Here is a 14,959-nt window from a genome sequence, read left to right as displayed (position 1 = left end):
TAGGATATAGGATTTACGGTTTGCGGGTCAGGAGCTGCGTGACCGCCTCGAGCACGACCAGGTTCCGCCCGTACGTGACCGCGGTCGGCACGCTCGCCGGGACCAGCGCCCGGTCCTCCGGGATCCCCGTGCAGAGCACGAACACCTCGCCCTCGTGGCTCTCGATCAGGTGCTGCAGCGCCGCGCGCATCCACGGCGTCCGGACCGCGTCCTGGACGGCGACCACCAACGGCCGGCCGATCGCCGCCGCCTGGGCCTCGCCGAGCGCCTCGGCGTCCGCGCCCCGCAGCACGACCCCGGCCGAGCCGGGCGCGATCCGGGCGAAGACCTCGGGCAGACCACTGAAGTACGGGTTCCACGCCGGGTGCAGCCCCTGCGTCAGATCCACCACGTACGGCGAACCGCCGAGCGCCGGGAACTCCTGACCGGTCACTGTCCGGGCCGCGACCTCGCGGGTCGGGGCACCGTCGAGGCCGGGCAGCCTGGTCCGCGTCGCCAGGTCGGCGGCCAGATCGCGGACCCTTTGAGCCGCCTCGCTGACGCGCGCCGCGTCGAGCGTTCCGTTGCCGACGGCACCGACGATCTCGGCGGTCAGCGCCCGCGGGTCGGCCTCGCCGATCGCGATCATCGCCAGGTCCGCACCGGCGCGGATCGACGCGACCGCGGCCTGCTCGATCGACCGGGTGCTGGTGATCGCCTGCATCTCGAGCGCGTCGGTGGTGATCACGCCGGTGAAACCGAGCTCGTCGCGCAGCAAGCCCTGCAGGAGCCTGCGCGACAGGGTGGCCGGCTGGTCGTCGTACGCCGAGAAGACGATGTGCGCGCTCATCACCAGGTCCGCGCCGGCCTCGATCGTCGCCTTGAACGGCGCGAGCTCGACGGCGGTGACCTGCTCGATCGACCGGTCGACCCGCGGCAGGGTGAGGTGGGAGTCGACGGCGACGTCGCCGTGGCCCGGGAAGTGCTTCGGGCAGGCGGCGATGCCGGCGTCGTGCACGCCCTGGACGAACGCGACGCCGTGGCGCGAGACCACGCCGGCCGTCGTACCGAAGGAGCGGGTCGAGATGATCGGGTTGGCCGGGTTGCTGTTCACGTCGACCGAGGGCGCGAGCATCACGTCGATGCCGAGACCCGCCAGCGTGGCGGCGGCGTCGCGGGCCGACGAGCGGGTCAGGTCGGTGTCGTCGAGCTCGCCGAGCGCCCGCGGCGACGACAGCGGCCAGGGGTTGGCCGGTGCCAGGTGGCTGAACTCGCCGCCCTCGTGGTCGATCGCGATCAGCAGGTCCGGTCGCTCGGCGCGCAGCGCGGCGGTCAGGGCGGACACCTGGTCGGCGTCGACGACGTTGCGGGTGAACAGGATCACCGCGCCGAGGCCGTTCGCGATCGCCCGGCGCAGGTCGTCGGGGGCGGTGGTACCGGTGAAGCCGACGATCAGGGCGCCGGCGGCGTCGCGTTCCAGTTGGTCACTCATGCGGCCACCCTCTCGCGCCCGACCACCCGATGCCAATGGACCCGGGGATGTCTCACGCCACGTGAGTTCATCAACGGCACCTCCCAGCGTCACCTGAGGTTCGGAGCGGCGCACCAGGGTGGATGGGAATCCCATCCCCCGATCAGTTACGGAGCTCCGCCATGCCCGTCACACCGATCACCCGACGCAAGCTGCTGGTGGCCTCGGCCGCCGGCGCCACCGTCATCGCCGCGGCCGGTTCGCTGCCTGCCGGTTCGCTGCCCGCCGCCGGATCGCCGATGCCGGTCGGCGGCTCGCACCAGCCGCTGCCCGACCCGTTCACGCTCGGCATCGCCTCGGGCGACCCCGACTACCAGAGCGTCGTGCTGTGGACCCGGCTCGCGCTCGACCCGCTCGCCGCCGACGGCATGGGCGGGATGCCGAGCCGCCGGTACCAGGTGCAGTGGCAGGTCGCGCTCGACCCCGGCATGCGTCGCGTCGTACGGTCCGGCGTCGTTTCGGCCACGCCGGAGTCGGCGCACGCCGTCCACATCGAGGTTCGCGGGCTGCTGCCCGGCCGCGAGTACTACTACCGCTTCCGTTGCGAGCGTCACGTCTCCGCGATCGGCCGCACGCTGACGACGCCGCTGCCGGGGACGTACGGGAGCCCGCTCGACATGGCGTTCGTGTCCTGCTCGAACTACTCGGGCGGCTACTTCACGGCGTACAAGAGGATGGCCGAGGAGCACCCGTCGCTGGTGCTGCACCTGGGCGACTACATCTACGAGGGCGGCGGCGGCACCGGCGAGCGTGTCCACTCACCTGCCAAGGAGATCTGGACGCTGGCCGACTACCGGGTCCGGCACGCGCAGTACCGGACCGACCCGGACCTGCAGGCCGCGCACGCGGTCGCGCCCTGGGTCGTGGTCTGGGACGACCACGAGCTGGAGAACAACTACGCCGACGAGATCCCGTCGCCGGCCGGGCAGGCCGGGTTCCTGGAACGGCGCGCGGCGGCGTACCGGGCGTACTACGAGATGATGCCGCTGCGACGCAGCTCGATCCCGCGCGGCATCGACCTGCAGATCTACCGGCGGATCCAGTGGGGGCGGCTGGCGTCGTTCCACATGCTCGACACCCGGCAGTACCGCAGCGACCAGGCCTGCAACGACACGACGTCGGACTGCCCGGCGGCGCTCGACCCGGCGCGCTCGATCACCGGTCCGGCGCAGGAGAAGTGGCTGCTCGACGGGCTCGGCCGGTCGTCGTCGACGTGGGACGTGATCGGTCAGCAGGTGTTCTTCGGCGCGCGGGACTTCACCGCGGGCCCGGCGGTCAGCTACAGCATGGACGCCTGGGACGGGTACGTCGCCTCGCGGCAGCGGATCCTCGACGGCTTCCGGCAGCGGCACGTCACCAACCCCGTCGTACTGACCGGTGACGTGCACAAGCACTACGCCAACGACCTGAAGGCCGACTTCCGCGACCCCTCGTCGCGCACCGTCGGCGTCGAGCTGGTCACCACCTCGATCACGTCGGGCGGCGACGGCCAGGACTTCCCGTCGGGCGGTCAGCTGCAGCTCGACGAGAACCCGCACATCAAGCTCCTCAACAACCAGCGCGGCTACGTCAGCACCCGCATCACCCGCGACACCCTCCAGGCCGACTTCAAGGTCATCCCGTACGTCAGCACGCCGGGAGCCCCGGTCTCCACTCGTGCCAGCTTCACGGTCGAGGCAGGCCGCCCGGGCCTCAACCTGAGCTGATCTTCGGGATGGGCAGGGCCGGCGCAGCCCGGCCGACCGGGGCTCGGCTCTGACAGCTCCCGCTTTCCCTTCGCTCCCCCGTCGCGCCCGAAGGGCGCGACGGGGGAGCTCTTTTTGTCCTTTCAAAGGCCATCGTTGTCAGTGACCGTCAGTACGCCCCAACGGCCTATCCGCGCACGTTGTGGCGTCGTCATGCGTGATTGGCCGCGGTTACCTCTCGCTGTATCAGCGACTTGCAGATAACGTTGTCTCTCGACCTGACCGCCACCGACCGGAGCCCGATCACCGTGACAGTGCAGATCACCCGCCCATGACCGACGCGTCCGCGACCGTTCTCGGCATCGACATCGGCGGCACCAAGATGGCGGCCGCACTGGTGGCCGCCGACGGGACGATCCTCACCGAGGACCGGATTCTCACCCCGCCCGGCGACGCCGACCAGGTGTTCGCCGCGCTCGCGGAACTGGTCGGGCGCGTGACCGCCGGTACGACGCCGATCGCGGTCGGGATCGGGTCGGCGGGTCCGCTCGACCTCACCCACGGACTGGTCTCCCCGGTGAACATCACCGGCTGGCGCAACTTCCCCCTCGTCGACCGCGTCCGGGCGCTGGTCGGCGACGTACCGGTCGAGCTCGGCGTCGACGGTCACTGCTTCGCGCTCGGTGAGTCCTGGACCGGCGCGGGCCGCGCGGTCGACACGCTGCTCGGCATCGTCGTCTCGACCGGTGTCGGCGCCGGGATCGTCGTCGACGGCAAGCCGCTGCTCGGCCAGTCCGGCAACGCCGCGCACCTCGGGCACATGGTGGTCGACCTGGACGGCGAGGCGTGCGCCTGCGGTTCGTACGGGTGCGTCGAGACGTACGCGAGCGGTCCCCGGATGGTCGCCCGGGCCCAGCGTCGCGGGTGGCGGACCGGCGAGCAGGTCGACGCCGCGGTGCTGTCGGCCGACGCCGCGGCCGGCGACGAGATCGCGCTCGCGGTCTTCGACGACGGCGCCCAGGCCCTTGCCGCGGGCATCGTTGCGACCGCGGTCACGGTCGACCTCACCACGGTCGTCATCGGCGGCGGGGTGGCGAAGGCCGGCCCGATCCTGTTCGACCCGGTCGGCCGCTGGGTGAAGCGCTTGGCTCAGCTCCCGTTCGTCACGGAGCTGACGGTCGAGCCGGCGCAGCTCGCCAACGCCGGGCTGCTCGGTGCGGCCCGGCTGGCGTGGGCGACCACCTGAACGGGCTCTGACCACCTGACCTGGCTCTGACCACCGGCCTTGGACTTTGTCCGACAGTCCGACGGAAACGGCGCGTGACGGCCGGACCACCGGCTGCAGCCTTTACACACAGTTGCGCCGCTCGGAAAGGGATCTCCCGCGCAATTTTGTGCAATTTTTACCCCAATGCCGAAAAGTCTGTAACGGCGACCCCTGTCCACGCGATGCAACGGATGGATGGGGTGGGGGCACGTCATCCAAGGGCAATCAGGGGGGCCTGCATGCCAGGGATTGACCGCTTGCGAGTGCGGCGGAGAGGCGACTCTCCGCCGCGCACGCGGGCTCCACACATCACGTACGCACGTCCACCAGCGCTGTCCGGGGCAGCGCTCGACCAGAGGAACAGGTCATGATGGACGTCGCCGTACTCGTGGTCTTCGCACTCTTCTTCACCGCGCTGGTGGTCGTCACGACCAGCGCGCACGGCCGCCTGCGGGCCGCGGTACGCCGCCCGCGGCTGTTCCAGCTGGCCGTGATCGGCGTCGCCGCCGCGACGGTTCCCGTCGACGTGTACGCCGTGGTCTACGGCACCGTCGCCGGCGTACCGGTCGCCGGCATCGCCGACCGCCTGCTGCTGCTGAACGTCGCCGCCGCGTGCGGCGTCGCGGCCCTGCACGAGTTCCTCCGGGGACACGCCATCTCCGCGTTGCTCGACCCGGACGACGCGTCCGAGTCCGAGCAGCCGGTACGGATGGGCGTGCTGGGCTGGACCGGCCCACTGATCGCGCTGGTCGCGGTCACCGCCGTCGTCGCGGTCGGATCCCGTGGGAACGGGGACGAGCTCGGCAACGTCGGATCCGTCTGGGCCGTCTACTCGCTGCTCATCTGCGTGATCAGTGCCTACGCACTGCTGCGCCGCCGGGCCGTGAGTGCGATCGATCCTCAGGAGGGATGAGGATCGACGCGGGTTCTGCACCGCGGACGGTGGGCCGGTGACCGCGGGAGGGCTGTCACTGGGACTCACACCCCCGTCCACGGTGCAGAACCGACGTCCAGAGTTCTGAAAACGCCCGCCCGGTAGGACAACCGGGCGGGCATCGCTGTTTCTTGTACGACGCCGGCCGGGGCGTGCCGGCGGGGGCGGACACGCTGCTCGTCGTACTGCGGGCTGCACGTGCTCGCATCCGGCGGAAGCCGCTCGGGCTGAGCCCGGCACGCATGCGGCCGACAAGGCCGCGCGGCCTGAGGCCGCTCCGGCCGAGGGAAAGCGTTAGTGCGCGTGGGCGATCAGGCTCGCGCCGCACCGGACCGCACCGCGCCGCACCGAACCCCGCAGCGCGCCGGACCGGACCCACACCACGCCGCACCGCACCGGACTCGCACCGCGCGTACCCGCACCGCGTCCCGCCGTGGCGGACCGGACCCGCGCCACACCGCGTCGCGCCGTGGCGGACCGACCCGCGCCACACCGCGCCGGACCGCGGCCGAGGCCGAGGCGGCGCCGACCGGTGCGGCGTACGCCGGACCCACGGCGCACCGCACCGGACTCGCACCGCGCCGCACCAGACCGGGACCGCGCCGCACCGCACGAGACCCGCACCGCGCCGCACCGCGGCGGATCAGACCCACGCCACACCGCGCCGCACCGGACCGGACCGCGCCGGACCCACGGCGCACCGCACCGGACTCGCACCGCGCCGCACCAGACCGGGGCCACGCCGCACCGCACGAGACCCGCACCGCGCCGCACCGCGGCGGACCAGGCCCACGTCACACCGGACCCGGCACCGCACCAGACCCGCGGCGCGCCGTACCGGACCGGACCGGACCACGCCGCGCCGGGCCCGCGCCGAGCCGCACCGGACCCGCACCACGCCGGACCGGTCCCGCACCACGCCGCGCCGGACCCGCGGCGCACCGCACCGCGCCGGATCCCGCCGGTTCGCGGCGGGCCGGGCCCGACGGCAGGCTGACCCGGGGCGGGCTTGTCGTAGCCCACCCCGCGGGCGGGACAGGCTTCTCGCTCTCTGTCTTTCCCGGGGCGAGGTGGGCGGAGCCCACGAGCCCGGGACATCTGTAGCTGTTAGTCCTTGAGCCATTCCGGCTCGGGAAGCTGGCGGCGGTCGAGCTTGCCGGCCGCGTCCAGCGGGAGCTCCTCGATGGGGATCAGGTCGGCAGGCACCAAGTAGATCGGGAGCTCCTTGGTCAGCTCCAGCATCAACCGCGCGAGCACCGCCGGGTCCTCGTCGTCCAGTACGACGTACCCGATCAAACACGTGTCACCCGCCGGGTTCACGCACGCGACGACGACCGCGTCGATCACCCCGTCGAGGTCGGCGAGCACGTGCTCGGTCTCGCCCGGCTCGACCCGGTGCCCGCGGATCTTGACCTGGTCGTCGACCCGCCCGAGGTAGTCCAACGTGCCGTCCGGCTGCCAGCGCCCGAGGTCCCGCGTCCGGTACAACCGGCTGCCCGGCGTCGCCGGGTCGGCGACGAACGACGTCATCGTCTCGTCCGGCCGTCCGATGTAGCCCTGGGCAACAGCTACTCCCCCGAGGTGGATCTCCCCGACCGCACCGACGGGCACCGGCCGCAGCGCCTCGTCCAGCAACCGTACGACGACCCCGTCGATCGGCCGTCCGATCGACGGCCGGTCCTCGGTCGGGTCGACCTGGTGGATCGTCGTCACCACCGACGCCTCGGTCGGCCCGTACTCGTTGTACAACAGGCATTCCGGGTGCGCGGCGAGGAAGTCGCGGATCCCGTGCGTCAGCACCATCGCCTCACCGCCGGCGACGATCTCGCGCAGCGCCGGCAACTCGGGCATCTCGTCCATCGTCGCGAGCAGCGCGGTCAGCGGCGTGAACGTCATGAACAGCCGCTCGATCCCGTACTCGGTGAGCGCGGCAACGACCGCGTCCGGGTCGTACCGATCGTCCTCGCCGATCAGCACCAGCGCGGCGCCCGACGCGAGCGCGGTGAACATCTCCTGCACGTGCACGTCGAACCCGAACGACGTCCACTGCAGCGTCCGCAGCGACGACCGCGACCGCAGGTAGTGCCGGATCAGGTTCACCGGACCGCGGTGCGGAACCGCGACACCCTTCGGGTTCCCGGTCGAGCCGGACGTGTAGATGCAGTAGGCAACATCATCCGCCGCGCCCTTCACCGGCGGCGCCTGCTCGGCCCGTACGTCGTTGTCTCCGGCAACCACCGGCACCAGTCGCAGCCCGAGCCGGTCCGCGAGCGCCGCGTCGTCACCGACCAACGCGACCGCTCCGGCGTCGGCGGTCATGAAGGCCCACCGCGCCTCCGGCACACCAGGGTCCAGTGGCAGGTAAGCAGCCCCGGACTTCAGCACAGCCAGTACGCCAATCACCAGCTCAGCCCCACGAGCAACCCGTACGGCGACCAGCTGGCCCGGCTTCACGGCGACGTCGACGAGCTGCCACGCCACGGCGTTCGCGCGCCGGTCCAGCTCGGCGTACGTGATCTCGCGGTCGCCGTGGATCAGCGCGATCGCGTCCGGCGTACGGGCGACCTGCTGCTCGAACAGGGTGTGCAGCCCGCTCAGCTCACCGCTGACGACCGCGTTGCGGCGAACCCGGCCGACCGGCCCACTCGCGGGCGCGGCGCCTTCGAGCTCGCGCAAGGCGAGCCGGTCGGACTCGATCGGCAGCATCAGGTCGGGCAGCGACGCGCCCGGCTGGGCGAGCGCGCGGCGCAGGACGGCTTCGAGGTAGTCGATGAGCCGCTTGATCGTCGTCTCGTCGAACAGACCGGAGCGGTAGTCCGCTGTACAGGTGATGCCCTGCGAGTGGTTGGCGAGCGTGAGCCGGAGGTCGAGCCCGGTCGGCAGCTCGTCGGTGGTGGGTTCGAAGACGACCAGGACCTGGTAGAGCGGATCCTGCTCGAGGACGGCGAGGTCGGCGCCGGCGTGGTCGAACGCGCCGGTCGTTGCCTCGCGCACCCTTTGGGCCAGCTCGCCGAGGTCGGGCTCGCCGGACAGGTCGATCCTGAGCGGCAGCGGCGTGGGCTCCTGGCTGCGCAGCGCGGCCGCGCCGATGGTGATGTCGTCCTGCGCCGCGAACCGGCCGAGCACCGTGCCGACCGCTGCGAGCATCGTCATCAGCGGGCTCAGGCGACGCTGCCGGCTGAACGCGAACACGGCCTCGCCGAGGCCCGCGTCCAGCTCGTGCACGAGCTTCGCCGTGCCGGCCGATGCCTCGGGGCGGGCCTTGTCCGCCGGGAGGACGAGCGGCTGGGCGCCGCTCAGTGCGGCCTGCCAGTACTGGATCGCCGCGCGCTGGCGGGCGCGTTCGGCTTCGATGGTTGCCGGGTCGGCTGCGGCTGCGCCCGCGCCGGCCTGGCCCGCGCCGGCTCCGGGCTGACCCACGCCCGCTCCACCCTGGCCGGCGTCCACTCCGGGCTGACCCGCGCCCACTCCATCCTGGCTCGCGCCCACTCCGCCCTGGCCCGCGCCGGATTGACCCACGCCCGCTCCACCCTGGCCCGCGCCGGGTTGACCCGCGCCCGCTCCGCCCTGGGCGGCGCCCGCACCGGGCTGACCCGCGCCTGCTCGCGGCGTACCGGGCTGCCCTGCATCCGCGCCGCCCTGCTGCTGCGGTACGTCGCCCAGCAGCGCCAACTGCTCGTGCATGAGCTTCGTGACGCCGTCGACCAGCTGACTGGCCACGCGCAGCTGCTGCGACATCAGCGCAGCCATCCCCGAGCCGGGCAGATCGGCCTCGCTCGTCGCCGACGCCGCGGCATCGACCTTCGCCGCCAGCTCGGCCAGCCCCGATCCGAGCACCGCCAGCGCAGCGCGCGCGTTCGGCTCTTCCTTCTTCGGGACCTCCGGCAGCACGCGGATCCGGGCCGGCTTCAGTGTCACCGGCTTCGTCGGCTTCGGCTGCGCGGTGAACGCCGACGGCGGCGTCTTCGCGGCGACCGCCGACGCGAGCTTGTGCGGCGTGATCAGGTCCTCGAACAACGCCTCGGGCTTCACCTCGACGTCGAACTTGCGGAACACCTCGTCGACGACGCGCTGCATCGACGCGCGGTCGGCCCCGAGCTCGGCGAACGAGTGGTCGACGGTCACGTCGTACGGGTCGAGTCCGAGCTGCTCGCTGGTCAGGTCGAGCACGAGGTCGAGGGACTCGCGGTAGCGCTCGGCAACGACCTCGGGGTCGGCCGCCGCGGCGTAGCCGGACTCGTCGCTCGACGGCTTCCGAGCGTCGTCTGTTACCTCGGGCTCCTGGACGGTTGCCTGGGCCTCCTGACCGGTTGCCTTGGGCTCTTGAGCGGTTGCCTTGGGCTCCCGACCGGTTGCCTCGGACTCCTGAGCGGTTGCCGCAGGCGCCGGTACGACGACCACGCGGTCGACGTCGTCCGCGGGGATCGCGAACGGCGACTCCTCAGCCGCCTCCGGCTCGGGCTCCGGAGCGGTCCTCTCGGTCGTCTTCGCGGCCGGCGGGTCCAGCGGGATCCGCTTCAGCGCACCGCTCGTCCGCTCGACCGGACGCAGCTCGTCGGCCGGCTCCTCGACCCGCGCGGCCTTCGCCTGCGTCGGCTCGGGCGCGCGGGCGAAAACGTCCACCGGGTAGTGCACCCGGCGGAACGGGTACGTCGGCAGCGGCACGCGCCCGCCGTCGGCGTACACCTTGGCCCAGTTGATCTCGGTCCCCTGCAGGTACAGCTCGGCCAGCCCGTTCATCGTCGCCAGCACCGGGTCCTGCCCGAGGCGCTGCGCCGGGATCCACGTGCTGTTCGGCGCGATCCGCCGACCGGCCGGGGACAGTACGGCGTCCGGCCCGAGCTCCAGGAACCGCCGGCACCCGGCCGCGGTCAGCGCCTCGACCGCGTCGCCGAACAGCACCGGCTGCCGCAGCTGGCCGACCAGGTAGTCCTCGTCGAGCTTCGTCCCGCTCTCCAGCAGCTCGCCCGACCACGACGACACCATCGGCGTGCGCAGCGGCCGAAGCTTGACCGTGGCAACGAACTCGGCGAAGTCGGACAGGATCGGGTCGACCAGCGAGCTGTGGAACGCGCGGTCGACGTCCAGTCGTTGCCACGACACCTGAAGCCGGTCGAGCTGCTCGGCCAGCTGCCCGACGATCACCTCGGACCCGGCCAGTACGAACGACTGCGGACCGTTGCCCGCAGCAACCTCTACGCCCGGCGTCTGGGCCAGCTCGCGGACCCGGTCGGCATCGGCGCGCACGGCAACCATTGCCCCCGGCACCGTTCCGCGCTGCATCAGCTCGCCGCGCTTCGCGGTCAGCCGCACGCCGTCCGCCGTCGACAGGGCGCCCGCGACGCACAGAGCGGCGTACTCGCCGACGCTGTGCCCGACCACGAGCGCGGGCCGGACGCCGAACGACTCCCAAAGCCTCGCCAGCGCGAGTTCGAACGCGAACAGCGCCGGCTGCGCGGTCTCCGTCGGCCAGACGCCTTCGGTCCCGGTCGCGGGGGTCAGCAGCAGTTCGAGCAGGCTCCCACCGAACTCCTCGGCGTACACCTTGTCGCACTCGTCGAGTACCGAACGGAACACGGGGAACCGGGCCGCGAGCCCCGCCGCCATGCCGCGGCGCGCGGCGCCCTGACCGGTGAACGCGTACCCGAGCGGGCCGGGTCCGCCGCGCGGAACCTCCGCCGGGATCGCCGAGCCGAGCGCCTCCGCGAGCTCCTGCTCCGACGAACCCGCGACCGCGATGCGGTGCCGGTGCGCCGGGCGGCCGAGCGCCGCCGTACCGGCGAGGTCGATCAGCCGGTGCCCGGTGCCGGCCTCGAAGTCGGCGCGGTACAGCTCGGCGAGATCGCTCAGCCCGTGCGGATCCGGCGCGGACAGCGCCAGTACGACGGGCCCGTCGTCGCCGCGGCGGATCTGGCGCGGCGCCTCCTCGAGGATCACGTGCGCACTGGTGCCCCGGGCATCTATCGCGCTGACACCGGCGCGCAGCGGCGTACCGGACTCCCAGTCGCCGACCCGCGTACCGATCACGAAGGGGCTGCCGGTCAGCTGGAGCTTCGGGTTCGGCCGGTCGTAGTTGATCGTCGGAACGAGCGTGCGGTGCTGCAGCATCAGAATCGTCTTGATCAGCCCGGCCATCCCGGCCGCGCTGGCCAGGTGCCCGATGTTCGGCTTGACCGAACCGATCGTGCAGAACCCGACCTTGTCGGTGTGCTTGCGCAAGGCATTGCTCAGGGCAAGGAACTCGGCGGCGTCGGCGTCCGGCGTACCGGCCGCGCTGGCCTCGACGTAACTGATCGACTCGGCCGGGACACCGGACTTCTCCAGCGCCCGCTCGACCAGCTCGACCTGGTCGCCCTCGCTGACAGCCGATCCACGGATCACGGCGTACACGGTGTCGCCGTCGGCGATCGCCTGATCGAGCCGCTTCAGCAGCACAGCCGCGACGCCGTTGCCACCGACGGTCCCGTCGGCGTCGGCGTCGAACGCGCGCAGGTGCCCGGTCGGCGAGAGGATCGATCCGGCGCTCACGGGGTAACCCGTTGCCTGAGGCACATGTACGGCCGCCGCGCCGGCCAGCGCAAGATCGGCGTCGCCGCTCCTGAGCGCCTGACATGCGAGGTGCACGGCAACCAACGACGACGACCAAGCAGCCTGTACGCCGATCGCCGGCCCGGTCAGCCCGAGCCGGTAGGCGACGCGGGTCGCGAGGTTCTCGCCCGGCTGCGCGCCGTACAGGTTCATGCCGGACCCGGCGAACACGCCGATCCGGGAGCTCGCCCCCGCATGCCCACCGTGCTCCAGGGCCTGCTGGCAGACCTCCAGGAACAACCGCTGCGCGGGCTCGGTCAGCTCGGCCTCACGCGCACTCAGCCCGAAGAAGGCCGCGTCGAAAGACTCCACGTCATCCAGCGCGCCACTGACCGCGACCAGCCGGTCGTCACGAAGCGCCTCGGCATCGCCCGCCCGGCGCAACTCCTCCGGCGAGAACCGGCGCAAGCTCTCGGTCCCGTTGACGAGGTTGTCCCAGAACTGCTCCAACCCAGTTGCCCCGGGCAACCGAGCGGCAAGGCCGACAACAGCTACGGGCTCGACTACCTGCCCTGTGGTCGCGCCCCGGCCTGCGTGGGCTGGGGCCTTCGCTGGCGCCGCCGGCGCTTGGGCGAGCTCCACCACAGACACATCTGCGGCAGCAGCCGGCACGGCTGTGGGCGCCTTGGGCGCGGGTGCCTTGGGCGCGGGTGCCTTGGATGCGGGTGCCTTGGATGCGCGCGCCGCGTCGGGTGCTCCAGCGTCGGTTCCCCTCGCCCCCTTGGTCGGAAGCGTCGGCGCAGCCGCAAGCCCCGAAGACTCACCCGCATCCGACGACTCCACCGCCAGGACGTCGTCAGCTTCCGCCAACTCGTCCTCCGGTACGTCGCCGGCGGTTCCAGCCAACTCCCCCGGCCCGGCGACATCGAGCGACCCGTTCAGATCAGCCGCCGTAACCATCTCAGCAGACTCGGCAACATCATCCGCCGACGCCGCCGTGTCCGCCCCATCCGCGGACCCGGATGCCAACGTACGAGCCTCTACAGAACTCGGCACACCGTCACCCGACGGCTGCTCCCCCGCAAGCCCGTCAACCGCAGCTACCTCACCAGACGATTCCTCGGCGGACGCCTCATCAGCGTCTTCGTCCGCAGGCGCCCCGCCTGCCGATCGCTCGACAGAACCGCTCTGAGCCTCCACGGCCCCACCCGACGCCTCGTCGCCGACAGCCTCATCATCGCGAGTCGACATCGGTACGTCGGCGTCACCAACCTCAAGCTGCCCGCCATCGGCTTCCGCCTCATCGGTCTGCACTTCATCCGTCGCCAGCACATCAGCCTGCTCGACGTCGGTCCGCGCTGCATCGGTCTGCTCGTCGGTCTCTGGAGCATCCGTCGACAGCGCCTCGGGCTCCGCGGCGTCAGTCTCCCCAGCGTCCGCTCGCAGCGCCTCGGCCTGCACGACCTCAGTCTCCGCAACATCCGTCGGCAGCGCCTCGGCCTCGGTCTCCGCAGCATCCGTTCGCAGCGCGTCGGTCTCCACGACCTCGGTCGGGACCTCATCGGTCTGTGCCGCATCGGCGGGGTTGCCGTCTATGCCAGTCGCACCCCGCTGGCTAGCGTCAGCGGAGGCTGCGTCCGGGCGCTCGGCGGGTGCACCGCCCTCAGCCGGGAGTCCTTCAGCCTGCGTATCCGACGGTACGACGCCCGTCAGCTGTGCCTCGTCGCCCGACTCGCGGTCGGCGGACTCGCCGCCGTCGGCCTCGCGGTCGTCGGCCTCGCCAGCAGCGGACTCGCCTCCGGCCGCGGACGAGACTGCCTCGCTCGTAGTCGCCTCGGCCCGTAACTCGTCTACGTCTACCGACGGACGAGCTTCGTCGGAAGCGTCGACCGAGCCTGCCTGGTCCGGCGCGTCGACCGAGCCCGCTTGGTCGACAGCTTCGGCTGAGCCCGCCACCTCGGCAACTTCGGCTGAGCCCGCCACCTCGGCAGCTTCTGCTGAGCCCGCCTCGGAAGACGACTTCTCGCCGTCCGCGACCGAGATCGCTTCGATCGGCCGGGCTACGCCGCCGGACGCGGAGGACGCTGAGGTGACACCGGTGCTCGACGAGGTGACACCGTTGCTCGACGAGGTTCCATCGGCGTCGGCCGCGGTCGCATTGGACGGGGTTCGGTCGGCATCCGACGCTTGCGCGTCCGCGGAGGCTTCAGCTCGGCCCTTTGCGGAGGCCAGCACGCGCGGAAGAACGCTGGTCGTCGCTTCGTCGTCGACCGCACGGCCAGCGGAGGCCGCCGACGGGCGAGCGTCGTCGGACCGCTCAGCCGAGTCCGCCTCAGCGGAAACCCCCTCGTCCTTCGCGAACGAGAGGGCGTCGGTCGGCTCAGCCGAGTCCACCTCGGCGGAAGCCCCGTCGTCCTTCACGGACGAGAGCCCGTCGGTCGGAGACACCTCAGGCTGGCGCCCATCCAGGTCCGCCGATGCCGATGTACGCACGTCGTCAGATGACTCAGCCGAATCACCTTCGGCCGACGGGGCGCCTGCGTCTGCGGCGGGCGCATCCGCGTCCACTGCAACGTCGGCATCCACTGCAACGTCGCCATCGGCATCGGCGTCCGCGTCCGCGTCGGCGTCGGCGTCGGCATCCGCGTCGGCGTCGGCGTCGGCATCCGCGTCGGCGTCGGCGTCGGCTCGGCCCTTTGCGGAGGCCGGTACTTGCGGAAGAACGCTGGTAGGCGCTTCGTCGTCGAGGGCTCGTTCGGCGGAGGCTGCCGACAAGCGAGCGTCGTCGGACGACCCAGCCAAGGCTTCCTCGGCGGAAGACTCTCCGGCGCCTGCGGACGGGAGCGTAATGGTGCGGGTCGCCTCGGACGAGAGCGCATCGATCGGGGTCGCCTCGGAAGGGAGCCCGTCCCGATCTGTCGATGCCGACGTCCGAGCGTCGTCAGACGACTCAGCCGAAGCGGCCTCGACCGAAGGCACGTCGGCATCCGCGCCGGGCGCGCCCGCGCCGGCGTCGGACGGCTCAGCCGAGTCCG

5 protein-coding genes are annotated in these 14,959 nt (G+C 72.0%); 3 read left to right on the top strand and 2 right to left on the bottom strand.

The window, feature by feature from the left end:
* Positions 1-13 precede the first annotated feature (13 nt).
* Positions 14-1,471, bottom strand: a complete 1,458-nt coding sequence (gene nagZ / locus ACLQ2O_RS28850) for a beta-N-acetylhexosaminidase (protein WP_425837224.1) — start codon at positions 1,469-1,471, stop codon at positions 14-16.
* 161 nt (positions 1,472-1,632) lie between these two features.
* Here nagZ and ACLQ2O_RS28845 point away from each other — a divergent pair, with 161 nt between their 5' ends.
* From ACLQ2O_RS28845 to ACLQ2O_RS28835, 3 genes are all read left to right on the top strand, one after another.
* The gene (locus ACLQ2O_RS28845; protein ID WP_425837221.1) at positions 1,633-3,216 is read left to right on the top strand and encodes an alkaline phosphatase D family protein; all 1,584 of its coding nucleotides are present in this window, start codon (positions 1,633-1,635) and stop codon (positions 3,214-3,216) included.
* A gap of 310 nt (positions 3,217-3,526) precedes the next feature.
* Entirely contained in the window at positions 3,527-4,441 is a 915-nt protein-coding gene (locus ACLQ2O_RS28840) for an ROK family protein (protein ID WP_425837218.1), read from the top strand.
* A 388-nt stretch (positions 4,442-4,829) separates the two neighbouring features.
* Complete coding sequence (locus tag ACLQ2O_RS28835) at positions 4,830-5,375, top strand: hypothetical protein (protein ID WP_425837215.1); 546 nt, start codon at positions 4,830-4,832, stop codon at positions 5,373-5,375.
* Positions 5,376-6,503: 1,128 nt separating this feature from the next.
* Here ACLQ2O_RS28835 and ACLQ2O_RS28830 read toward each other — a convergent pair.
* Entirely contained in the window at positions 6,504-14,699 is an 8,196-nt protein-coding gene (locus ACLQ2O_RS28830; RefSeq protein WP_425837212.1) for an amino acid adenylation domain-containing protein, read from the bottom strand.
* Positions 14,700-14,959 lie beyond the last annotated feature (260 nt).

The sequence above is a fragment of the Kribbella sp. DT2 genome (genome assembly GCF_049844575.1).
Classification (GTDB): domain Bacteria; phylum Actinomycetota; class Actinomycetes; order Propionibacteriales; family Kribbellaceae; genus Kribbella.
This window is presented reverse-complemented; position numbering and strand designations above follow the sequence as displayed.

Excerpts from the sequence above, each read along its gene's own strand:
- ACLQ2O_RS28840 (WP_425837218.1), top strand. The coding sequence starts at position 3,527 with ATGACCGACGCGTCCGCGACCGTTCTCGGCATCGACATCGGCGGCACC.
- nagZ (WP_425837224.1), bottom strand. The coding sequence starts at position 1,471 with ATGAGTGACCAACTGGAACGCGACGCCGCCGGCGCCCTGATCGTCGGC.
- ACLQ2O_RS28835 (WP_425837215.1), top strand. The coding sequence starts at position 4,830 with ATGATGGACGTCGCCGTACTCGTGGTCTTCGCACTCTTCTTCACCGCG.
- ACLQ2O_RS28845 (WP_425837221.1), top strand. The coding sequence starts at position 1,633 with ATGCCCGTCACACCGATCACCCGACGCAAGCTGCTGGTGGCCTCGGCC.